This window comes from Pseudomonas sp. BRG-100 (assembly GCF_000737955.1).
GTDB lineage: Bacteria > Pseudomonadota > Gammaproteobacteria > Pseudomonadales > Pseudomonadaceae > Aquipseudomonas > Aquipseudomonas synxantha_A.
Genome location: NZ_JPRX01000001.1, coordinates 5,832,308 through 5,854,236 on the forward strand (window position 1 = coordinate 5,832,308; position 21,929 = coordinate 5,854,236).

Below are 21,929 nucleotides of genomic sequence, written 5' to 3' on the forward strand. Positions count from 1 at the left end.
CGATGTACTCGCCGAGCGTGCCCGACGCGATTATCGGCATGTTCGGCCTTGCCCCGGGAGATCTGGTTGAGGAGGTGGAGGTCTGGCCCTGTAACTGGCCGGCCTTCCTTCTTTTCAACCGCATGTCCACCCAGTGGCGAGCAGGCGCCGGCGGCGCGATCGGTCTCGACTACAGATGCATCCGCGACGTGGCCGGGTTCCTCGGCATCAAGAAAAAGAAGCTCGCTGAAATCTTCCCTGACCTTCAAGTCCTGGAAGGCGAAGCCCTGCGCGTCATGGCGGAGGAAAGGGAAAACAGCCCGTAACCACGGGCACTTATTCAAGGTGAGTCGATGAACATTGCAGAACTCGGCGTCAAGATCGACTCGGCCGATGCAATCCAGGCGAAAACGAGCCTGGATGAGATGGCGAAGGCAGGCGGCCGGGCCGAGCAGTCCGCCGTTTCGCTGATGAACGAAATGCAGGCGCTGGAAAAGTCGCTGTCCACCAGCGCCAAAACCACCCAGGACCTGGCAAAGCAGCGTGACGCTCTCGCTAAGCTGACCAAGACCGGCGCCTATGGCGAGGCTGAGGCGGCGAAGATCTCGGCTCAGCTCGACAAGCAGCAGATCGCCCTGGCAAAGTCGGCCATGGATGAACATAAGGCGCTGAACAGCCTGCTGGGTGCTATTGATCCGGCCCGCGCGGCGCTGGCAAAGCTGGACAGCCAAGTCGAGCAGTTGGGCAAGCACCTCGACGAGGGGCGAATCAGCCAGGACCAGTACAACAGCGCTCTGTCCAAGATTGACAAGGATTACGGGAAGCTCGAAAAGACCGCCACCGGCTTCGACAAGCTGCGCCTAGGTACCCGCCAGGCCCAGGAAAACGTCGTACAGTTGGGTAACGCGCTGTCGTCAGGTGACTGGGGGAGCGGCGTTCGCGCCGTGGCTCAACTGGGGGCTGGCGCTGGAGCCGGCGCAGCCGGACTGCTTGCCATCCTGGCGCCACTGGCCCTGGCCACTGCCGCAGTGGGAGGCCTAGCCTACGCCTATCACAAGGGTAGCGAAGAGCAGGACAGTTACAACAAGTCACTCATCCTCACGGGCAACTACGCAGGCGTGAGCGCAGGGCAGCTGGGCGACATGGCGCGCCAGGTTAGTGCGACAGTCGGTACCACCGGCCAGGCCGCTGCGGTCCTCGCTATGCTGGCGGACAACGGCAAGATCGCTGGTGATAGCTTCGCGGGCATTACCCAGGCCGCTGTGTCGATGCAGGAAGCTACCGGCAAGGCAGTAAGCGAGACGGTTTCCGAGTTCTCCAAGCTGGCCGATGACCCAGTAAAAGCATCCGCCGCACTCAACGAGCAGTATCACTACCTGACTGCTTCGGTTTACTCCCAGATTGCAGCACTGGAGCAACAGGGAAACCATGCCGGCGCCGTAAAGCTTGCGACCGAGTCCTATGCCGACGCGATTAATGAGCGTACTCCGAAGATTCTGGAGAACCTGAGCTTTTGGGAGAAAGGATACAACGCAGTTGCACGCGCTGCCGATAGCCTCAAGAACATCGGGCGACCTGATATTGGCGCCGATATTGAGCAGGCCCGCCGAGATTTAGCGAGCGCACAATCAGGCGACGTTGGCTTGTTCCAGAACAAGCAGGAGATGATCGATCTCTATCAAAACCGCCTCAACATGCTCGAGGACCAAAAGGCGGCGCAGGCTGAAATCGCGAAGCTTGAAGGTGATCAGGCAAAAGCCCAGCAGGCTGCTGTCACCTCGATGCAAAAGGTTGACGCGCTCACCAAATCCACTTGGACAAATGAGCAAAAGCGGGCCGACGCACTGAAGGACTACAAAAAACAACTCGACGATATCCGCAAGGTATCGCCGAATGATCCTCGGCTGGCCCAAGCGACGGTCGAAAAAAACATCGCCAACATCAACGACAAGTTCAAGGATCCAAAAGCCGCGGGCACTCAGGTCGACCTGACCAGTTTCAATAATGCCAAGAACGACCTGGCAGCGATTACCGACACCTACAAAAACTACCAGAAGGAACTGGAGGCCGCGCAGAAGGCTGGGCTTGTCTCCGAAGCTGACTTCCTGCTCCGTCGCCAGGCACTGATAGGCAACGAGCGTGACCAGGTGACGGCAGCCTACGAGGCCGAGATCTCGGCCCTGGAAGCTACCAAGGCCAAGAAGACGACATCGGCCGCGCAAAGTATCCAGCTTGACCAGAAGATCGCTGACGCGCGCGCAGGGATGGTCAAGGCGCAGAAAGACGCTGACAGCCAGCTTGAAGTGCTGGCGACCAATGAGACCGGGCGTCTGGCAAAGCAAGAGCGGGCTATCAGCTCCTACGTGCAAGCACTGGGTCAGCAACAGCGCGCCCTGGAGTTCGCTGGGCAGCGTGCCGTATTGGGTGTAGGCCAGGGTGACCGCGAGAACGCGTTGAGCGGGCAGTTGAACAGCCAGCAAGACCGGTTTGCTCAGCAGTCGCTGGACCTGGAAAACCAACGCTCCGATCCTTCTCGGAACATGTCGGACGAAGAGTTCGCCCGCAAGTCGCAAGCTCTCGCAGATGCGAATAAGAAGGCTACCGACCAAATCCGGCAGAACTACGCGGATGTGGAGGCAGCCCAAGGCGACTGGACGAAGGGCGCGACATCGGCCTGGGCCAACTACCTGGATTCGGCGCAGAACGTAGCAGGGCAGACCAAGACTCTATTCGGCAATGCGTTCAGCTCCATGGAAGATGCAGTAGTCAACTTCGCCACGACTGGTAAGTTCTCGTTCGCTGACTTCACGAAGTCGGTTCTCGCGGACATGGCGCGCATTGCTACCCGGCAAGCAGCCTCCGGGCTTCTCGGCTCACTTGTAGGGCTCGGTATATCTGCCGCTGGCTCGTACTTTGGCGGCGGGGCTACCACGTCAGCAGGCTCGACAGCGGCAGGGTACAGCCCTGATGTATTGGCGGGCTGGTCTGGCGTTACCCAGGCCAATGGCGGGGCCTGGTCGGGTGGTGTGCAGATGTTCGCGGACGGCGGCGTCTTCACCAACTCCATCGTCAGCAAGCCCACGGCTTTCGGTATGGCCAACGGCAAAACCGGGGTCATGGGTGAGGCTGGTGAAGAGGCGATTATGCCTCTAACCCGAACGTCGAGCGGCAAGCTCGGCGTAATAGCAATGGGTGGCGGCGGGGCCGGCAGTACGCAGATCAATGTCGAGGTGCACATCGATGGCGACGGGAACGCCTCATCGAGTGCGGATACACCTGGCTATGACCTCTTTGGCAAAGAACTGGCCGCGTTCGTTGAGCAGAAGTATCAGCAGATGCGCAACAAGGACATGGGCCAGGGCGGCGTCATCAACAAAGCAATTAAGGGGCGCTGATGGCTATCGAACGATTCACCTGGGCGACGGAGAAGGGCGCGGAGGGCGATATTGCCCAGCGCGTCCGCTCCAAGAAGTTTGGCGATGGTTATGAGCAATCGGTCGAAGATGGCCTGAACAATCAGTCGGAATCCTGGCCGGTGACGTTTACCGGTATGGCAGTGCGAATCCTGGAGATCAGGAAGTTCCTCGACAAACACAAAGGGGCAAAGGCGTTTCTCTGGACGCCACCCCTTGGCGTGCTTGGACTCTACAAGTGCAACGGCTACAAGCCAGTGCACCGCGGCGGCCAGGTCTACGCCATCACCGCCACCTTCGAACAAACCTTTCATCCCTGAGACCTACCCATGGCACTGATCACGGACATCCAGAAGCTGGAGCCTGGCGGCGAGATTCGCCTGTTCGAAATTGATGGGACCGAATATGGTGCGGATTACCTGCGCTTTCACGGTCACGCCATCCCTCACACGCCCGAGGAACTGCTGGCGTATGAAGGCTCGGAAGACGATCTGCCGGCCAAGTCGATTTGGTGGCAGGGCGCAGAATACGCGGCCTGGCCGGTGCAGATCGAAGGTATCGGCTCCAACAGTGACGGTACTGCCTCTCGGCCAACGTTCGCCGCCGGCAACATCAACGGTCGCGTCACCGCGTTGTGCCTGGCTTTCGAGGACATGCTGAAATTCAAACTGACGGTCCGCGAGACCTTGGCCAAGTACCTGGACGCGGTGAACTTTCCAGAAGGCAACCCAACGGCCGACCCAGCCCAGGAGGCGCTGGAGATCTGGTACATCGACCAGAAAACCAGCGAGGACGGTGAGGCGGTGGTCTGGGAGCTGTCTTCCCCGGGTGAGATCGACAACCACGGCTTGCCCGGCCGGCAGATGACGACCTTCTGCCACTGGGCCATGACGAATGGCTATCGAGGGCCGGATTGCGGATACACCGGCGCGGCCATGTTCGATGACGAAGACAATCCGACAGATGACCCAGCACTTGACCAGTGCAAGGGCTGCCTGTCGTCCTGCAAGTTGCGCTTTGGCGAGAACAACGAACTCTCTTTCGGTGGCTTCCCCGCCGTTTCCCTGATTGCCCGGAGCTGACCATGCGCAAGCACATCGTTGCGGCGATCCAGGCGCACGCCGCCGCCGAGTACCCGAAAGAGTGCTGCGGTTTGCTGCTTGCCATGGGCCGCGCGCAGAAGTACTTCCCCTGCCAGAACATCGCCACGGAGCCGAACGAAGAGTTCAGGCTTGATGCAGAGGACTACGCCGCTGCGGAAGACCTGGGCGAGGTGATCGGCATCGTCCACTCCCATCCGGACGCCACCAGTCGGCCCTCACCGCACGACCTGGCCATGTGCGAATCCACGGCGCTGCCCTGGCACATTTTGTCCTGGCCCGAGGGCGACCTGCGCACGATCACGCCAACGGGCAGCACGCCGTTGCTCAAGCGTCCGTTCGTGCACGGCGCTTGGGACTGCTGGCAGGTCTGTGCAGATTGGTACCTGCGCGAGTGGGGGCTCGAGTTCGAAGCCTTCCAGCGCACCGATGGCTGGTGGGAGGGCGCCGAGAACACCAGCTTGTACGAGGCGAACTACGAGGCGGCAGGCTTCGTGCGCGTAGACAGCCCTCAGCGCGGCGACATGATCGTTATGCAGGTTGGTCGGACGGTGCACCCGAACCACGCCGGGATTTACCTGGGCACCGATCCGGCGCTACCAGGGGAAGAGACGGGCACCTTCGGCCCCGGCCCATTCCTGCTGCACCACCTTTACGGGAGGCCTTCCGAGATCATCGTGTTTGGCGGCCCCTGGCATGATCGGACGCGCCTGATCCTCAGGCACAAAGACACTCAGTCAAGATCGCCTAATGAGTAAATGGAAAACCCGTGCTTGGTTAAATGGGTGACTTGCACCGACCCGCCTATATAAACGCGGCCCTGGGTCTTTTTTTCTTCCTGACGTGACTGAGCGCGCATCATGTCGGGGGCACACGCAGGGTACGAATTTAGGTCGATTCCCGCCTTGTCCATGAGCTCTGGCTTTACCCCGAGCCCATAATCTAAAAGCTCGGATTTGAAGTCCGACACTGAACGGTAAACGAAGCCATGGATCTTTCCAGAATTGTCGGAAATCCCGAAGTGATAGATCGTTGCAGTCTGATTCTTGAGGGCGGGGGCATGTCGATTCAATTCGCTCCAGAGGGTCTGAAGCTCTTGGGGCGCATGAGCATCGACCGCATCTACATCGAGGGCAAAACCTTGGTTATTCACAAGGCCGATCCATCGGCTGAAAAGCAGGGCCGATCCGGTGCCGGCAATGATCATACGGATGTGCGGGATCGAGATAGCTTTGCTGGCGAACCCTGGGGGCGTGTCGACGGAATAATGTAAAAGCGTATCCGTGGCTACGATTGCTTCGTTTTCATCCGTGTAGAACAAGAGCGAGGACATAGGGCCTCCTGGCCAACTTTGAGTTGGCGGAGGCTACTATCGCTTCCGGATTAGCCGCCACTGGCATTCCATACACGCTGGATGCCCGGCCAGGTGCGTATGCGGGAATTTTGTATTTTTGGGTTTTGCGGGCACTATCAGCGGCCAATATTCAGAACTTGAGGTGGCGCGTGAGCAAAGATGATGAATTTGTAATTGTGAACCCCTTTACCGGCCAGCCGTTTCCTTTCGCTCCTGATGGCACTCCTATGAAGGGGCTTTCCTTCAAGACAGAAGAGGAAAGACAGGCGTTTATTGCCGCACACTGGTCTGGGCCCGTGGTTGCAATGGTTGAAACTCCTGTTAAGTAATCTAGCGCGCCAAACCAAAGAGGGAACGACATGCGGATTTTGATAGCGGCGGTGGCGGTGGCGATGCTGGCGGGGTGCACCACGCCCGGCGATCTCAAAAGCGGAAAGGCGACCATCAGCGCCTCGTCGAGTAAGGCACCGAAGCAATACGCGCTTTGCGTCATGCCGAAATGGCAGGATGCTCGCTCGGGCGCCACGATGACTGAAACCGAAAACGGCTACAGGCTTATCGTTGCAACAGACTCGACGGCTGAGGAGCTTCTTGAGGTTAATCGGTCCTCGAATGGCAGCAGCGTTGCACTGTATCAGCGATTGTCCTGGGCGTCCGGCTACGGTCGATCAGCCATTGAAAAGGCCGTCCGCGACTGCCTTTAACGAACAACTACATCAAGCCGCCTACGGGCGGTTTTTTACGCCTGGAGTTTTTAATGGCCGCTCTCGCAATCGAATATCAGCCTCTCACCACGGTCCTGCTTTTTGGTCAACTACGTCAGTTTGGAAAGTCCTTCAAGTTATCGGTTAGAACGCCAGGAGAGGCAATCAAGGCGCTTTGCGTGCAAATTCCTGGCTTTGAGCGATTTTTGTCAAACGCGAAGTCGAGGGGGATTGAATTCGCTGTTTTCAGGGGAAGAAAGAACATCGGAGCCGGGGAGCTCGGCTACAGCGGCGAGGGTGATATCCGAATCGCCCCAGTCATTACAGGAAGCAAGCGAGGCGGGATACTTCAAACGATTGTCGGCGTGGTGCTGCTAGCCATCTCCTACGTATTCCCGGTCACCGCGCCTTATCTCGCTCCGGCGGGCATCGGACTGGTCGCCGGTGGCGTGATCCAAATGCTCAGCCCCCAGGCCGGCGGCCTCAAGACCAGCGCGGCGCCCGAGAACACACCGGGCTACGCGTTCGGTAGCGCCAAGAACACCACGGCGTCGGGTAACCCGGTACCGCTTTGCTACGGTAAGCGCCGCGTGGGCGGGGCAATCATCAGCGCCGCGATCTACGCCGAGGACCAGATGTAACCTGTTTCTTTAAACTTGATTAAAAGTCTTGGATCTGGCGGGGATGCAGAATCACCCACTACAACCGGGACACATCAAATAGTCGGGAAACCGACACCCTGAGCCGCAGATGATCAGCAGATCGCCGGGCCAGAAAAGCAAAACCCCCGGACGTTTGCAGCGTGCCGGGGGTTTTTATATCCCGCCCCATAAGTCAGGTATGGAGAAGAAGATCATTGGACTATAGCAAAATCATACGAGAGGTACGAGACATGGCGACGAAGATGCCAGCCTGGCGGTTTGTTCTTCTTTGCAGCGTGGCGCTTGTATTTGCGCTTGGATACCTGTCTGGACATATCCCTTGGGACAAGATCCTTTAGGGAAGCCAGTTGATAGTCATACGCCGCCCAAGAGGCGGTTTTTTATTGCCTGGAGGAAAGCATGGGCGCAGCACACAAGATTGACATCCACGGCGCGAAGGGCGGCGAAGAGAAGCCAAAAACGCCGACAGAAGCCCCGGACAGTCTGCGCTCGGTTGCCGTCGCCAAAATGCTGATAGCCGTGGGCGAAGGTGAATTCGAAGGGACGCCAACGGCCAGGGATATCTACCTCGATAACACTCCGCTGCAAGACCCTCAAGGGAACATGAACTTCCCGAACGTGAAGTGGGAGTGGCGCACCGGCGCAGTGGACCAGACCTATATCCAGGGGATCCCGTCGGTCGAGAACGAGACCACCATCAGCACCGAGCTGCGCAGCGGTACACCCTGGGTCAGGGCGATCAATAACACCCAGCTTTCCGCTGTGCGCGTACGCTTCGCCTGGCCGGCGCTCCAGTCCGTGGACGCCGGGGGCAACATCAACGGGTACCGTATTGAATACAAGGTTGAGCTGGCCACTGATGGGGGCGCCTATCAGCCGGTGCTGAGCGAGGCTGTAGATGGCAAGACCACCAGCGTGTACGAGCGCACTCGCCGTATCGATTTACCCAAAGCCACGACCGGATGGTTGATGCGCATCACCCGCATCACACCAAACCAGAACAACAACAAAATCTCGGACACCATGCAGATCGCCGGTTTTACCGAGGTGATCGACGCGAAGATCCGCTACCCAAACACGGCGCTGCTCTACATCGAGTTTTCCGCTGAGCAGTTCCGCAGCATCCCGGCCGTGACGGTCGAGACCAAGCTGAAAAAAATGCAGGTGCCGAGCAACTACGACCCTGTGTCTCGGACTTACTTGGGCGTTTGGGACGGCACCTTCAAACAGGCCTGGACCGACAACGCTGTCTGGATGACCTACGACATCACTACGGCCGACCGCTTCGGCCTGGGTCGCCGTATCAAGCCCTGGATGGTAGACAAGTGGGAGCTGTACCGGATTTCGCAATACTGCGACCAGCTTGTGCCGGACGGGAAGGGTGGCCAGGAACCGCGCTTCATCTGCAACTTGAACCTGCAGAGCAAAGCCGATGCATGGTCACTGCTGCGCGATATCTCGGCGATCTACCGAGGCATGACCTACTGGGCCCAGGGCCAGGTGTTCACTCTCTCGGATATGCCGCGGGCAACGGACTTCGACTTTGCCTACACCCGGGCAAACGTCATCGACGGCAAGTTCACCTATTCCAGCGCGTCAGAGCGCACACGCTTTACCCGGGCGCTGGTCAGCTACGACAACCCGCTGAACAACTACGACACTGACGTCACCGCGGTGACCGATCAGAAGCTGCAGCGGCGCTACGGCGACAATCCGCTGGTGATCAGCGCTATCGGCTGCACCCGCGAATCCGAGGCCCAGCGCCGCGGCAAGTGGGCGCTGCTGACCAACTCCAAGGATCGGGCCGTAACCTTCAAGGTTGGCCTGGATGGCCGTATTCCGCTGCCTGGCTACGTGATCCCGATCGCTGACGAACTGCTGGCCGGCCGTGCCATTGGCGGCCGTATCTCAGCTGTAAACGGCAAGGTCATCAAGCTGGACCGCGACACCCAGGCCAAGCCCGGCGACCGACTGATCCTCAACCTGCCTGACGGCAAGTGCGAGGGGCGTACCGTGGAAGTGGTCAGTGGGCGGCAGGTCACGGTCACCGTGGCCTACTCAGTGACGCCTGAGCCGGAACTTGTGTGGGCACTGGATGCTGATGACTTGGCCGTCCCGCTTTACCGGGTGGTCAGCGTTGCGCGGCCAGAGCCTGGCGTGTTCGAAATCTCGGCCGTACAGTACGACCCGAGCAAGTTTGCGCACATCGATACGGGTGCACGCCTGGAAGAACGCCCGATCAGTGTTATCCCGATCACCGTGGTACCGCCGCCGGACAGCGTCACGCTGACGTCGAGCTACGCGGTGAACCAGGGCATTGCCATCAGTACCATGAACATCTCGTGGCCAGCCGTCGCTGGCGCCGTCGCCTATGACGTGGAGTGGCGCAAGGACAGCGGCAACTGGATCAAGGTGCAGCGTACTGGCTCAACGAGCGTCGACGTCACTGGCATCTACTCGGGCGCTTACCTGGCCCGTGTGCGTTCGGTAAGCGCGTTCGAAATTTCGTCGATCTGGAAAAGCTCCAACCTGACCAACCTGGAAGGCAAGACAGGTCTGCCGCCGGCGGTGTCGTTCCTGACCACCACCAGCGAGCTGTTCGGCATCGGCATCAAGTGGGGCTTCCCTGCTGGCGCCGAGGATACCCAGCGAACCGAGCTTTGGTACGGTCCGGCGAACAACCTGCAGGCCGCGACGAAGCTGGCCGACCTGGCATACCCGCAGGCCGACTACCGTATGCAGTCACTGCTGGCGGGTGCAACGCTGTTCTTCTGGGCGCGCCTGGTGGATCGAACCGGCAACATCGGGCCGTTCTATCCGGTGGTGAATGGGGTGATGGGTCAGGCCAGTTCGGATGCTGGGCCGATTCTTGAGCAGATCAAGGGGCAGATCGACGAAACCTCCCTTGGGCAATTGCTCAAGGACCGCATCGACCTTATCGACGGAAATGGACCAGGCTCGGTCAACGGTCGTATCGAAGCGGCCAAGGACGAACTGGAAGGATTGATCGATCAGATCGTCGACGCGCTTGAGTACGACCCAGCGAAGGCATACGCGCTCAACGAAATAGTCCGCATGGGTCAGCACCTGTATCAGGCGAAAGGCCCGGTACCGGCGAATAATCCTCCACCGAACGCGACCTACTGGACCGATATCGGCACTGTAGCCCAGACGGTAGATGCGTTGGCCACCCAGGTACAGCAAAACAGCGCGACCATTACGCAGCACGGCCAGGACATCACCGCCCAGGCTTCGCAGCTCAATGCGGTGAAGGTCACTGTCAACGACCCTGTCACCGGCGTGAATGCCACAGCCAGCGGGTTAAGCACCCTCAAGGCCACGGTAACCACGCTCGATGGCAAGGTCACCACCACGGCGCAACGGGTTGACGGCATTTACTTGCAGGTCAACCCACCGCTTCAGGGTGATGACACTGCCCTGATCGGCTCGGACGAAAGCTATGTCGGCGTCTGGTCTGTTCAGTCCGCCCTGATCGAGGGTGACCTGGTGCAGGGGCAGCGAACCGACACAGTGGAAGTGAAAGTAGCAACCAACGCCGCCGCGGTTGTTTCCGAGCAAACGGCGCGCATCAACGCCGACGGTGCTCTATCCACTCGGATCGACACCGTCACGGCACAGACTGCAAGCAATGCCGCAGCAGTCCAGGGCGAAATCGTGGCAAGGACGAATGCCGACCAGGCGCTTGGCCAACGAATCGACACGGTTCAAGCGACGGTTGGCGGCAACACTCTCGCGATCCAGACCAACGCCACGGCCATTCAAACGGTCGATGGCAAGGTCACTGCGAACTGGTCGGTGCGGATGCAGTACGAGACCGCCACTGGCCTCTACAAGTACGCCGGTATCGGGCTTGGGCTGGAGAATGGGCCTGGCGGGTTGCAGTCGCAGTTCATTATCGACGCCGATAGGTTCGCCATTGGCCAGGCCGGATCGGTGCCGTTCGCAGTCCAGGGTGGGCAGACCTTCATTAAGGCCGCGTTCATCCAGGACGGCACTATCACCAACGCCAAGATCGGTAACTACATCCAGTCGAACAACTATGACCCAGGCAAGGCTGGCTGGAAGCTGTTCTTCGACGGGACCTTTGAAATCAATAGCGCGCTGGGAACTGGGCAGGCGCGCCAAGTAATAAACAATGCTGGCGGCAAGGTATTCGATGCCGGCGGAATTAAGCGCTTTCAATGGGGAGATCTTAACGCATGAGTTTCGGCGCGAGGGTGTGGGGTCCTACTGGAGTACTGGAGCTTGATGAGACCTCATTTACCGTGGGGGTTACGTATTCTGCCTTGGTGCCAAAGAGCGCTGGCAGGTTCGTTGATATATCAATTCCTGGGGTTGAACCTACAAAGTATTCAGCGGTTTGCGTGCCTGTAGCTCCGTATGACACTGGAGGGCAGTTCAATAGCGCGATTGGTTATATACCAGAAATCCTAAGTGGAGTTGTACGGGTTTGGTTCGGTAATAGGCAAAGCGCGAGTGGACCGCTAGGAACATCAACTCAAAGGTTACTTGTAATGAGGTACAGGTAATGTCTTATGGAATGATGTTTAAAAATGGGTCAGATGTTGTAGTTATTGACTCTGAATTCTCAAGGCTGACAACGCTGGATAAAGGAACCTGGAACGGTACTGGGTCGGGCGTCGTGGTTAACTTCGCAAGAACAATCACGACAGATGAGCCTCCACTGGTTTTTGTTAGGCCTGACCAGTCTAACTGGTTTTGTTTCTGCTTGGTGCGAGGGTCAGCAGGAGCCTGGACCGGCTTCTCCTTTGTTGGCGTTGTCGGTCAGGCTACATCTGGTAAGTGGTTTGCGGCCGCGTTCAAGTCCGAGCCTACCGCAATTTATGGATTCCGCTTGTGGGATGCGACTGGGAAGCTTCTTTTTGACAACGGCACGCCTTGTGCTCAGTTCACCAGAACCATTACGAGTTGGACTTACCTAGGGTCCGTATCCACGGGTCAGGGCCAATCACGCCTGTCATGGACGGCCCCATCTAGTTTGGCCGGCGGTGATTACATGCTGCTAAACAACATCGCCATGGATGTGGCTGGGCTAACGTCCAGGCAAGGTAATATGTATGCGATATGGGAATACAACAACGACAGGCTTTTAATCCAAGCAGTCGGCGTTGACCTATCAACCACCTTGTACAATCCGGTCGTATTTGCAAAACCAATTATTTGAGGGATGGATAATGGCACGTCAAGAAATAAACATAGGTGTCGCGCCTACGGGGGCTGGCGGTGATACAACTCGCGGTGGTGCGGTAAAGATTAACGCTATGACAGCTGAGTTATATGCAAGAAACGCACAGCTTGGTACCGCATCCAATGCGAATGTCGGAACTGCACCTGGGAATGTAATGCAAGTTGGGGCGTTTGGGGTTGGTGCGGCAGCCGCTCCTGTTACTAGCTTTTCTCCGTATGTAGGTTTCAGCTCTCATGGCACTGATGGAAATCAATCCCCTGCGGCAGGCAGCGGCGGCGTGCGAATCACGCAGAATTTAGGTGGCAACTACTACAGCGAGATCGTACTCACTGCAAACAGTATTGATGCGCCAACATTTGCATTTAGACAATATAGTTCTACTGGTTCTCCTGGAGCTTGGAACATTGTTTACACCAATAAAAACACTACTCGTGCCTCCGATGGCACTCTAAAGGCGATCTGATCATGACAAGAGCGGCTATCAACGTGCTGGGCGCAACGGGCGCAACCTACGACTTCGTGACGCAGGGTAATACCGTCGTCACGTCGGCTCGATTATCCACGGGCGTTTATCAAATCACTGGCTGCCTGGGGATGGTCCCATTCCCCCCAGTGGATGACGGCTGGGGCTATACCGTGAACCAGGTTGATTGGAGAGCTGATGTTGAAACGGATTTCTCTGACAATCTTCTGACCGTAACGGTTACCAAGGACGGTCAACCGTATGATCTCAAGCACATGATTACTTTGCACATCCTGGTGCCGGATGCGCCCGTGGTGCAAATGCCTCAACCTGTAGCTGAACCGGAAGTGGTCACTGACGCCTGATAGTCGCCCGAACACCGATGCCCGCCATGAGCGGGCTTTTTTTCGCCTGGAGGAAACCATGCCGACGACCGAACCCCGCGGGGTACGAAACAACAACCCCGGCAACATTGATTACAACCCGGCCAACCAGTGGCAGGGCCAGCTGAAGCCAGACCCTGCGTTAGAGAAGCGCTTCGCCAGGTTCGATACGCCCGAGAATGGTATCCGCGCCCTGGGCAAGCTGCTGCTGACTTATCAGCGCAAACATGGCCTGAAAACTGTGAAGGCGATCATCAGCCGGTGGGCGCCGTCGGTAGAGAACGATACTGCGGCGTACGTGCGCGCGGTTGAAGCTAACACCGGCACCCGGCCTGGCGCCGAGGTCGACCTGGTCAAGCCAGTGGTTATGGCTGGCTTTGTCAAAGCCATCATCCATCACGAGAACTCCGGCTATGCCTACCCTGATGCGGTGTTGGCCGAAGGCGTGCGGCGGGCGCTGGCATGACGCCGGTACAGAGGCTGGCCGGCCTGTTGGTGCTGATCCTGCTGCTTATGGCGGGTTCTGCTGGCGTCGCGTGGCAGGTCCAGGACTGGCGCTTGGGCAAGAAGCTCGCCCAGCAGGCCGTCCTGCACGGGGATGACCTTGCCGCGATCAGTAATGCCGCAAACGCCCAGACCCGCCATGTACTGGAAAAGCAACAGGTCGCCGAGCAGGCCAGGGCCGACCTCGACGCCAAGGCAACCAAGGAGAAAGCCAATGATCTCGCTGAAAATGAAAGGCTCCGCCGCGCTGCTGATGATTCTGCTCGCCGGTTGCGCATCGCGGGAAGTTGTCGTGCCGATAGCGGCAACGTGCCCAGTTCCACCCGCGCCACCAGCCTGGGCAATGCAGGAACCGTCGAACTCACTTCAATTGCTGGACGAGTTGTTTTCGATATCCGCGCCGGGATCATTGCTGATCAAGCAGCCTTGAGGGCGTTGCAAAGGCACGTGAGGGCGTTCTGTCCGCAGACCTCAATCCATGTAGGGAAAACGGAATAGGTCCCGCGGCTACTCTGGATGGGCCTGCTGGACTGAATCCCGTAATCTGGAGCTCGTAATGGAAAATCCCGTTATGGCGAAATCAGAGTTTCGCGGGTATCTCTCACCTGTTCTTTGGTGACCGTAAGAAACGCATGCTTAGCCAGAAAGATCGAGCCAGCCAACAGAACCACATCTTTAACCAAAAACGATGTATGTCCGCCCATTGCTGGAAATCCGCCTGCCGAAGCTTCCCAGCCGCCGGGCGTCGATATGATCAGAGTAATGGTGGTGAGATAGGTGATTGCTGATCCCAGGGCCGCCACCAATGTAATTCGGGGCGACCAGATGCCCAGGATAAGCCCAAGACCGATGCCCCACTCGGCGACACCCAAGGCATAACTGGCTCCCTGAATACCGAATAGCGTATGCATCCATGACAGTAATGGGCTGTTTGAAAGGAGCGGTATTAATCCTTGCGCCTCGTATGGAAACCATTTGGTGTAGCCAAACAGTAGAAAAATCAAGATCAGAGCCCAGCGCATCAGCTCCACTTCAAAATTTGTATTAATCCAGCGCGAGTGAGTTATTGCGTGCATAAAATTTCCGCTTTCAGGGTAATGGTATGCCTACAGAGCCTGCTCGATATCAAGCGTTACAAATATGTTGAATTTTTTCTTTCTGGACTGGCCCCTACTAAACAGAGCTAAAACCTCTCTCTTGTGACAAGGTCGCTCATGGCTAGGTTTGGCGATCCGGATGGGAGTGGGAGAGCTGAAGATTGTGATACTAGGCAGGTAGAGCGCTGCGGGCGTGCCAGGCGTACGTCGGGGCTATTATGCGCTGATCGGTTGAATCAGCTCAGGGCCCTTGTTGCGCACGTTGCCGACAGCAGTATCGACCTTGAACCACTCGAACACCTCAGAAGGTTCCCCCTGGTGCAGCACCATCTGCTCGGCTCGCTCCTTGGGCGTGGCTGGATCCAACCATTCCCGGGCCAGGTCCGGCGTCAGCACCACGGGCCTCCGGTCGTGAATGTCCACCATGCCCCCGGCGCTGTCGGCTGTGATGATGACGAAGCCGTCGTGCTCGTCCGGGCCTTCATCTGCGTCAGGTAGTTGGCCGATAGCGGCACAGTATATTGGTGCGCCATCCCGCCGGCGGATCAGGTAGGGCTGCTTCTTGGGCCCACCTTCGTCTACCCACTCAAACCAGTTATCGATTGGCGTGATCGCCCGGTGCGGCCAGATCGCCCTGAAGAACGGACCATGCGCCACTTTTTCCACGCGGGCGTTGATAGGTGCCGCCCGGTCTTTCGCCCAGTGCGGCCGCCATCCCCAGCGTACCGGATCTGCGTGGAGCAACTCGCCCTGCAGATGCAGCAGTGCAACCGCGGTTGTCGGTGCCACGTTGTACCGTTCAATTGGCTGATCGCCCACGGAGTTCGCAAGCGCATTGGGCATACTCAGCGCTGCAACGAAGTCGTGGATTCCCCGGTACTGTGAAAGTCTCCCGCACATAAGCATCTCCGCTCGTCGGCGCCGATGAACAGCCGGTCCCCGGCCAATCTCTACACTGTAGACACTGGCCCGAGGTATTCGTCATGGCGACCAATATTGAACAGGTGAACGCAATGGAGGCGTGGTTTGCACTCCGCAATGATCCCGCATTCATATCGGCGACACCTGAGGAGCGCTACGAATCACGGCTGGCCCTGGCGGATGACTTGAAGCAGCAGGGCCTGATAGATGAGTCTGAGTGGCGGGAGCTGACGGAAGAGGCAGTCGCCGCATACGCAGATGAATTGGTCTGACGCGGCCGCTTGTCAGATATCTCTTACACCAAATTGACCGCAAGCCATCTGCGCTATTAACTGTACATTCGTACAGTATCTGTAAAAGGCTGCGTCATGAGCTTCTCAATTTTAGGTCCTATCGCCGAGGGTGGCACGAAGCTGCCCTTTTGCTCTTTTCGGGTGCCCGCCGGCTTTCCATCGCCGGCGGCCGATCACATCGAGCAGCACATCTCATTGGATGAGGTCCTAAATATCAGGGCGCCGCATGTCTATCTCATCGCGATTACTGGCGAAAGTATGCAAGGGGCGGGAATTTTTGAGGGAGACTTGGCCGTTGTGGACCGGTCAATTGAGCCGGTCCACGGGCACATCGTTGTCGCTCTCTTGAATAATGATCCCGTCTGTAAGCGACTGTGCAAGCGTGGGAAAGAGGTCATTCTTCTGTCGGAGAATCCGAAATATCCAGCGCGGTATGTATTGGAGGGGGACGAGCTATCGATCTGGGGCGTGATCACGAGCACGGTGCGTAGTCATGTGTAATGCGCCGGTCTTCGCGCTGATTGACTGCAACAGTTTCTATGCAAGCTGCGAACGGGTATTTCGTCCGGATCTGGCAAAGGTGCCTATCGTCGTACTGAGCAATAACGATGGGTGCGTCATTGCCCGCAGCTACGACGCCAAGCCTTTTATCAAGATGGGCGAGCCGTATTTCCAGATCAAACACAAGCTGAAGCAGCATGGCATTGTTCCTTTTTCATCCAACTACGCGCTCTATGGCGACATGAGCGAGCGAGTGATGACCCTGATCGAATCGATGGTTCCTGCCGTTGAGATTTACAGTATCGATGAGGCGTTTGCTGACCTGTCGGGTATTCCCGAGCTGGATGCTTTGGGGCGTCAGATCCGGGCGCGGGTGTTGCGCTGCACTGGCATACCGGTGGGAGTTGGAATAGCGAGCACCAAGACCTTAGCCAAGCTGGCCAATCACACGGCAAAGCGACTGCAAGCTCAGACCGGTGGCGTGGTGAACATCACCGATCCGGTCAAGCGCGACTGGGTGCTGCGTAATACTGACGTCTGCGAAGTGTGGGGCGTGGGCCGCAAAATGAAACTCCATCTCGACGCTATGGGCATAAAATCAGCGATGGACCTCGCCAAGGCGGATCATTGGACGCTGCGCAAGAAATTCAGCGTAGTGATCGAGAAGACGGCGCGTGAACTGGCCGGCACGTCGTGCCTGGAGCTTGATGAGCCCGACCCACCAAAGCAGGAAATCTGTTGCAGTCGGATGTTCGGCAAACGGCTGACCGATCTGCCGCCGATCAAGGAAGCGGTGGCCACCTACATGATGCGGGCGTCAGAGAAGCTCCGCGCCCAAAACTCACTTTGCAAAAAGGTCCGCGTCTGCATCCGCACAGGCATGTTCAATCCGGAGGAGGCGAAGTACGCCAACGGCGTGGTGGTGGATATGCCATACCCCACCGATGACGTGCGCCTGCTCACGAAAGCCGCTGTCGATGCGCTCGACAGGATTTTTCGGCCGGGTTTCAAATACAGCAAGGCCGAAGTGATGCTGCTCAGCCTGTGTCAGCCAGGCGAATACACCGATGATCTTTTTGCAATATCGCAGCCGACCGAGGCAACCCAGGTCATGACCGTCCTTGATCAGATCAACGAGAGGTGGGGTAGGGGAACGCTTCGTTCTGCTAGCGTGCCCACCAATCCTGACTGGGGTATGCGTCGGGAGATGATGAGCCAGAGTTACACCACCAAGCTGGACCAGCTTTGGGCCGTAGCCTGCAAGTAGCTGTTATTCAGGACTCATCAGTACCGCCAGAGTCAGTTTGATGAACTCCTCGTTATCGTCGATGGCTTGAAGGGCGCCACGAACATTATCCGCTATCTCGGCAGAGCCACGCTGCTCCACCCAGTTGGATAATTCCATGATGGACGCCTCAAGTGCGAGTTGGTTTTCGTAGAGTTTGGAAAGCAGGGAAGGGATCAAATCGGAATTGGGCATGGCTAGTTCTCCGTGAGGTAAACAGCGTAGCAGGGAGTGCTGGCAGCGCAATAACGACAATGAGGTTCAGGAAACAGCCCCGCTAGAACGCGGGGCGTTACCACTCTTCACTTACCGAGTTTCTTGCGTACGTCGTCAACCATTGGACCAACAGCTTTCACTGCATCTTTGAGCTGTTGCTCAGTTACACCAAACTCTTTGGTCCAATGCTTCACCTCCCAAGCTTCCGAGGTGTTTACTCGAGCACGATCCTGCGGGCCACGGTTTTTCAAATCGTCAGACATAATTAGCTCCTTGCGGGATGGCTTGGAAGCGCCCAAGCCTATCTCGATAGAACGTTAGTACAGGACGGTGGTTTGGTCTGAATAAAAGGTGGGATATTCGTTCGGCAGGACGCCGGGAGAAGGGTGAAAAGAGTTCCAAAACTAAAATCGCACCCCTTGTAGAATGCGGCCTGTAGCTTGCTCGGTGAAGACGAGTAATGGAACGCCTAAGACATTCAAGGCCGCAGCCCGCTTGCATTTGCATAGCGGTCTTGAAAACCGGCGGACGTTAATAGCGTCTCCAGGGTTCGAATCCCTGGTTTCCCGCCAAGATTCATACAAAAGCCCCGCGAAAGTGGGGCTTTTGCGTTTTCGGGTTTTGGATAGGCAGAAGCTCTAAAGCCTGATCGTTTCCGCATCATTTCTGGCGGTTTCCGCAACCTATTGCTTACCCCGGTCAGCGCGTAGGCTTCATACTCTCCTCGGAACGACGGTAAACCGCTACGTCGGTAGATCGTCGCTGCTTCAAACAGTTCGACAACGCAATTGCTCAATCAGTCATGCAGCCAGGGCGCACAGATCACGCCGAGCCGCTCCCACTTTACTGGTACTCCATCCATGCTGGATGTCTATTAAGCCGGGAGATTCTCTCTTTTCCTGGAGGCAAAAGGTTTCACTTCATTGACCCGGATGGTTATGAGTTGGCGGTCTGGAGTGCGCAGGCATAAACCTTTGCCAGTCCAGTCCCGAGCTGGGTTTTTTGCATCCAGCCCTCTCAGTGCTACAGTCCCGCCAAACTAAAAAGGGAATGACATGCGGATTTTGATAGTGGCCGCCGCGGTGGCGATGCTAGCGGGGTGTATGGCGCCAACGATGAACGAGGCTCGCCAAGAGGGACCATACAAAGTCTTGACCTCGAAGAAGTCCGACGCAGCGCTGGCTAAATGTGTTCATTACGAATGGCAAAACCAGCCCATCTTCGGGGGTACTCCTGGCGCAACGCTTCAGCCTGGACGCGATAATGGATATACGGTCTTTACAGAAGGCTCCCAATATTTCGTCGATATTCAGCCTCAAGGGGCCGGCTCGGAGGCCAAATATTATGTGGTGGTTGGCAACTGGATCGCCAACAAAAGACTGGCGGCACTGCAAAGCTGTCTTTAAACGATCCGCCATTTACTCAAGGCTCGTTTCGGCGGGCTTTTTTTCCAGAGAAAATCTCATGGCAGCACTCGCCATCAATTACCAGCCCATGACTACGATCATGCTCATGGGCACCTTGCCTATTCCAGTGCATCGGAAGGTATAGGCGCGTCATCCAAGGCTCTTTCGTCTTGTTCTGATCGAATAATCAAGATGTGTTTCGGTGCAATGATTCCTAGACACACAGTGTCGCCTTCAGCCTTGATCACTTTGATTTGGATTTCGTCGCCGATGTATAGGCGTTTATTGGGTGTTCTGGTGACAACTAGCAATGGGTATCCTTTCTGGTTAGCTCCTTGAATATATGGGATTAATTGCATGAAATCAGCGCTAAAGATGTAAGACCTTTCTTATTTTTCCAGCGAAAATCCTTATTTAATTTTTCTCTCACTAACCGGGAGGGGCTCTGCTTTTACCGTTCAATATCGGCATTCGATCATTGTGAATGGCGGCACGGTCTCTCTATGATCAGCTCGCACTCACCAAAGAGGCGCTGAGCCTCGACCCCCTTTGAAGGATATGAGCGTGGACAAGTACTTCGATAATTCAGGTCTTTTCAAAAGCATTTCGTATCAAGCCAACGCCTCCCTAGATGTCAGCGTCGCTGGCTGGGAGCTGAAAAACACTGCGCTGAATACGAAGGAGTTTTTGATATGTCCAAAGAACTACTCGGAGTTTTTGCTCTAGGGTTGATGGTGATCGGGGAGTTTTGTGCAATCTACAGCGAGGTGGTAACCGCCAGGCTGGCCCACACCGGCAGCGGCTCCTGGGCGACGTTTGTGCTGCCCGTCGTGGTGATGTGTTTTGCCGGGCTTTGCCTGCTGGGCGCTTATTGGCTGGGGTACAAGGCGGTGGGTGATATCTGGATTGTCACCGTGGTCTCGGTCACGTCCTTGTTGCTGCTTGAGCCTGTAGTGGTTTGGTCGCTGTTTCATGAAGCGCCTGGGCGCGGCGCGTTGGTCGGGTTTTGCCTGGGCGCCTTGGGGATGCTTGCCACGATAGTGCTTTAGCGCATCCGGCCATCAAGTGCCGGGTCAGATCAGCGCCTGTAGTCCCATGCTTATCTGACCCGCACCGCTGCACTTTTTTCCATTTTGCTGATCTACCCCTGTCCCGGCCACTCGACTCCCGCACGTGGCCCACAGAATCAGACCCGGTGCCGATGGATCGAACGTCAACTGTTTTTACCTCTCTATGGCCGCTGTTGCTGGCTGCGCTGCTCGCGCTCTGCGCAGTGGGTTGCAGCCAGCAACAAGGCCGCGATATCGCCAGGCAATTCAGCGATGGCAAGCCCGATGAGTTCTTCCAGACCAGTGTCGATCGCATGGCCACCCTGGGGATGCGCGACAACCTGCAAAGCCTCTACCTGCTGATGAGCAAGCTTTACCTGCGCAATCCCAGCCAGTGGCGTCAGTCGGGCTATCCGGATGCGGTGAGCGCCGCCCGGGTCATTCGCCAGGCCATCGAAAACCGTCAACCCTTGCCCGCACTGGGAGACCGGCGTGATCTGGCCGCCCTGAGCTACTCCCTGAGCCCCGACTTTCGTGGCGACCGTGTCGGCGCGTTTATCTACGCGATTGGCAGTATGCTCGTGACCGCCCACGGCGGGCGTACGCAGTTTTATGTGACCGACTCGATCAACCCGCAGTTTGTCAGCAATGCGGCGCGCAATATCGAAAAGGCCACTTGGCTGCTCAGCCAGCGCCAGGATGCCAACGGTGTATTGCTGTTGTTCTCCAATGAAATATCGGAGGAGGGCAGTAACCTCAGTTTTGCCGTTGAGTTTGGCAAGATCGTTGCGCGCCTGGACTTACTTACCCAAATCCTCGATGAGCGTTACCGACGCATTGGCCTCAATTACGCGCAAAGTTTATTGCTGATGAACTTCCTGCCGGTGCAGTGAGGCGCATCCATCGAACAATCAGTGGGGTGTTTCCCTTTCTGCTGTAGGAAGGTGCCTATCTTGCCTCTCGCTGCTTGAAACGCTTGCCTGCGAGCAATAGCCTCGGATTTTTCTTAAACACGAGGCCCTCCCTTGGGTAAACGAAAAACGGTTTGGCCCACGGATCGCGAAATACGTTTGCGGTTTATCCTGTTCGCGGTCATCGACGCCGCGACTGCTCAGGGCGTCTCTGCCGAGTTGCTGTTGCCGGCGCACACGCTGCTGCGCAACTCACCCTCGCAAGCCCAGTTGCTGGATGCCCTGGACGAGATTCTGGCTACCGATGAAATGTACGGTTTCCGCTTTGCGCCGGGTTCCGATGCGGATGATCTGATGCGGGAATTGGCGAAGCCGGACGGCTGAAACCTGTCTGGTACTGTTTTGCCAGGGTCATGGTTCGTCAATAAGGCGTGACCTGACGGGCGTGCCTGCCTTCC

Annotated in this window: 27 protein-coding genes and 1 pseudogene; 22 read left to right on the forward strand and 6 right to left on the reverse strand. The window is 57.2% G+C overall.

Annotation, left to right across the window (positions count from 1 at the left end):
* Positions 1 to 2 precede the first annotated feature (2 nt).
* Genes JH25_RS01525 through JH25_RS01505 form a run of 5 tightly spaced genes read left to right on the forward strand, consistent with a single transcriptional unit; the run spans position 3 to position 5,250 of the window.
* Entirely contained in the window at positions 3 to 305 is a 303-nt protein-coding gene (locus tag JH25_RS01525; RefSeq protein ID WP_032880703.1) for a DUF1799 domain-containing protein, read from the forward strand.
* A gap of 27 nt (positions 306 to 332) precedes the next feature.
* On the forward strand, positions 333 to 3,374 hold the full coding sequence (locus tag JH25_RS01520; RefSeq protein ID WP_032880704.1) for a phage tail tape measure protein: 3,042 nt from the start codon (positions 333 to 335) through the stop codon (positions 3,372 to 3,374).
* The gene (locus tag JH25_RS01515; RefSeq protein WP_032880705.1) at positions 3,374 to 3,712 is read left to right on the forward strand and encodes a phage tail protein; all 339 of its coding nucleotides are present in this window, start codon (positions 3,374 to 3,376) and stop codon (positions 3,710 to 3,712) included. Before JH25_RS01520 ends, JH25_RS01515 begins: the two co-directional genes overlap by 1 nt.
* 9 nt (positions 3,713 to 3,721) lie before the next feature.
* A complete protein-coding gene (locus tag JH25_RS01510; RefSeq protein WP_032880706.1) occupies positions 3,722 to 4,474 on the forward strand; it encodes a phage minor tail protein L in 753 nt (250 codons plus the stop codon).
* A 2-nt stretch (positions 4,475 to 4,476) separates the two neighbouring features.
* Positions 4,477 to 5,250, forward strand: a complete 774-nt coding sequence (locus JH25_RS01505; RefSeq protein WP_032880707.1) for a C40 family peptidase — start codon at positions 4,477 to 4,479, stop codon at positions 5,248 to 5,250.
* Here JH25_RS01505 and JH25_RS0127450 read toward each other — a convergent pair.
* Positions 5,226 to 5,825, reverse strand: coding sequence for a hypothetical protein (locus JH25_RS0127450; protein WP_050549415.1), 600 nt, complete (start codon positions 5,823 to 5,825; stop codon positions 5,226 to 5,228). The two genes, JH25_RS01505 and JH25_RS0127450, sit on opposite strands and share 25 nt — an antisense overlap.
* Before the next feature lie 170 nt (positions 5,826 to 5,995).
* Here JH25_RS0127450 and JH25_RS28820 point away from each other — a divergent pair, with 170 nt between their 5' ends.
* The 9 genes from JH25_RS28820 to JH25_RS28945 all read left to right on the forward strand — a co-directional run bounded on the left by JH25_RS28820 (position 5,996) and on the right by JH25_RS28945 (position 14,290).
* Positions 5,996 to 6,175, forward strand: coding sequence for a hypothetical protein (locus tag JH25_RS28820; RefSeq protein WP_164699544.1), 180 nt, complete (start codon positions 5,996 to 5,998; stop codon positions 6,173 to 6,175).
* Positions 6,176 to 6,205: 30 nt separating this feature from the next.
* Positions 6,206 to 6,550: a lipoprotein gene (locus JH25_RS01495; RefSeq protein ID WP_032880709.1), complete on the forward strand. Its 345-nt coding sequence runs from the start codon at positions 6,206 to 6,208 to the stop codon at positions 6,548 to 6,550.
* 53 nt (positions 6,551 to 6,603) lie between these two features.
* Complete coding sequence (locus JH25_RS01490) at positions 6,604 to 7,191, forward strand: tail assembly protein (protein ID WP_032880710.1); 588 nt, start codon at positions 6,604 to 6,606, stop codon at positions 7,189 to 7,191.
* Between the two features lie 420 nt (positions 7,192 to 7,611).
* Positions 7,612 to 11,436: a TipJ family phage tail tip protein gene (gene gpJ, locus JH25_RS01485; RefSeq protein ID WP_032880711.1), complete on the forward strand. Its 3,825-nt coding sequence runs from the start codon at positions 7,612 to 7,614 to the stop codon at positions 11,434 to 11,436.
* 325 nt (positions 11,437 to 11,761) lie between these two features.
* Positions 11,762 to 12,418 carry a hypothetical protein gene (locus JH25_RS01480; protein ID WP_032880712.1) on the forward strand — a complete coding sequence of 219 codons (657 nt, stop codon included), beginning with the start codon at positions 11,762 to 11,764 and terminating at the stop codon, positions 12,416 to 12,418.
* A 10-nt stretch (positions 12,419 to 12,428) separates the two neighbouring features.
* Positions 12,429 to 12,905, forward strand: coding sequence for a hypothetical protein (locus tag JH25_RS28825; RefSeq protein ID WP_164699545.1), 477 nt, complete (start codon positions 12,429 to 12,431; stop codon positions 12,903 to 12,905).
* A 2-nt stretch (positions 12,906 to 12,907) separates the two neighbouring features.
* A complete protein-coding gene (locus tag JH25_RS0127455; RefSeq protein ID WP_050549333.1) occupies positions 12,908 to 13,270 on the forward strand; it encodes a hypothetical protein in 363 nt (120 codons plus the stop codon).
* A gap of 58 nt (positions 13,271 to 13,328) precedes the next feature.
* Positions 13,329 to 13,754, forward strand: a complete 426-nt coding sequence (locus JH25_RS01475; RefSeq protein WP_032880713.1) for a structural protein — start codon at positions 13,329 to 13,331, stop codon at positions 13,752 to 13,754.
* The gene (locus tag JH25_RS28945) at positions 13,751 to 14,290 is read left to right on the forward strand and encodes a lysis system i-spanin subunit Rz (RefSeq protein ID WP_050549416.1); all 540 of its coding nucleotides are present in this window, start codon (positions 13,751 to 13,753) and stop codon (positions 14,288 to 14,290) included. The genes JH25_RS01475 and JH25_RS28945 overlap by 4 nt, the downstream gene beginning before the upstream one ends.
* 71 nt (positions 14,291 to 14,361) lie before the next feature.
* On the opposite strand, the gene JH25_RS01470 is transcribed toward JH25_RS28945, so the two are convergent.
* The gene (locus JH25_RS01470) at positions 14,362 to 14,868 is read right to left on the reverse strand and encodes a YkgB family protein (RefSeq protein WP_032880714.1); all 507 of its coding nucleotides are present in this window, start codon (positions 14,866 to 14,868) and stop codon (positions 14,362 to 14,364) included.
* A 237-nt stretch (positions 14,869 to 15,105) separates the two neighbouring features.
* Complete coding sequence (locus JH25_RS01465; RefSeq protein WP_032880715.1) at positions 15,106 to 15,789, reverse strand: SOS response-associated peptidase family protein; 684 nt, start codon at positions 15,787 to 15,789, stop codon at positions 15,106 to 15,108.
* An 83-nt stretch (positions 15,790 to 15,872) separates the two neighbouring features.
* On the opposite strand from JH25_RS01465, the gene JH25_RS01460 reads away from it, so the two are divergent.
* From JH25_RS01460 to umuC, 3 genes are all read left to right on the forward strand, one after another.
* Positions 15,873 to 16,082, forward strand: coding sequence for a hypothetical protein (locus JH25_RS01460; RefSeq protein WP_032880716.1), 210 nt, complete (start codon positions 15,873 to 15,875; stop codon positions 16,080 to 16,082).
* Positions 16,083 to 16,178: 96 nt separating this feature from the next.
* On the forward strand, positions 16,179 to 16,604 hold the full coding sequence (locus JH25_RS01455) for a LexA family protein (protein WP_032880717.1): 426 nt from the start codon (positions 16,179 to 16,181) through the stop codon (positions 16,602 to 16,604).
* Positions 16,597 to 17,871, forward strand: coding sequence for a translesion error-prone DNA polymerase V subunit UmuC (gene umuC / locus JH25_RS01450; protein ID WP_032880718.1), 1,275 nt, complete (start codon positions 16,597 to 16,599; stop codon positions 17,869 to 17,871). The genes JH25_RS01455 and umuC overlap by 8 nt, the downstream gene beginning before the upstream one ends.
* 3 nt (positions 17,872 to 17,874) lie before the next feature.
* Here umuC and JH25_RS01445 read toward each other — a convergent pair whose 3' ends face one another.
* Both JH25_RS01445 and JH25_RS28420 read right to left on the reverse strand, forming a co-directional pair.
* Complete coding sequence (locus JH25_RS01445) at positions 17,875 to 18,084, reverse strand: hypothetical protein (RefSeq protein WP_032880719.1); 210 nt, start codon at positions 18,082 to 18,084, stop codon at positions 17,875 to 17,877.
* A 107-nt stretch (positions 18,085 to 18,191) separates the two neighbouring features.
* On the reverse strand, positions 18,192 to 18,368 hold the full coding sequence (locus JH25_RS28420; protein WP_065952667.1) for a DUF3606 domain-containing protein: 177 nt from the start codon (positions 18,366 to 18,368) through the stop codon (positions 18,192 to 18,194).
* 599 nt (positions 18,369 to 18,967) lie between these two features.
* Between JH25_RS28420 and JH25_RS29150 the strand changes: the two are divergent.
* Together JH25_RS29150 and JH25_RS01440 are read left to right on the forward strand one after the other, a co-directional pair.
* Positions 18,968 to 19,075, forward strand: a pseudogene (locus JH25_RS29150) (VOC family protein); the annotation flags it as partial.
* Between the two features lie 145 nt (positions 19,076 to 19,220).
* On the forward strand, positions 19,221 to 19,511 hold the full coding sequence (locus tag JH25_RS01440; protein ID WP_236648079.1) for a hypothetical protein: 291 nt from the start codon (positions 19,221 to 19,223) through the stop codon (positions 19,509 to 19,511).
* Between the two features lie 119 nt (positions 19,512 to 19,630).
* On the opposite strand, the gene JH25_RS29450 is transcribed toward JH25_RS01440, so the two are convergent.
* Positions 19,631 to 19,870, reverse strand: coding sequence for a carbon storage regulator (locus JH25_RS29450; RefSeq protein WP_223019100.1), 240 nt, complete (start codon positions 19,868 to 19,870; stop codon positions 19,631 to 19,633).
* Between the two features lie 372 nt (positions 19,871 to 20,242).
* Here JH25_RS29450 and JH25_RS01435 point away from each other — a divergent pair, with 372 nt between their 5' ends.
* The 3 genes from JH25_RS01435 (at position 20,243) to JH25_RS01425 (ending at position 21,855) form a co-directional block, all read left to right on the forward strand.
* Positions 20,243 to 20,560 carry a hypothetical protein gene (locus JH25_RS01435; protein ID WP_032880721.1) on the forward strand — a complete coding sequence of 106 codons (318 nt, stop codon included), beginning with the start codon at positions 20,243 to 20,245 and terminating at the stop codon, positions 20,558 to 20,560.
* A 152-nt stretch (positions 20,561 to 20,712) separates the two neighbouring features.
* Positions 20,713 to 21,453 (forward strand): hypothetical protein, encoded by a 741-nt coding sequence (locus JH25_RS01430; RefSeq protein ID WP_005789034.1) that lies wholly within the window; start codon positions 20,713 to 20,715, stop codon positions 21,451 to 21,453.
* Between the two features lie 132 nt (positions 21,454 to 21,585).
* Positions 21,586 to 21,855, forward strand: coding sequence for a hypothetical protein (locus JH25_RS01425; protein ID WP_050549417.1), 270 nt, complete (start codon positions 21,586 to 21,588; stop codon positions 21,853 to 21,855).
* Positions 21,856 to 21,929 lie beyond the last annotated feature (74 nt).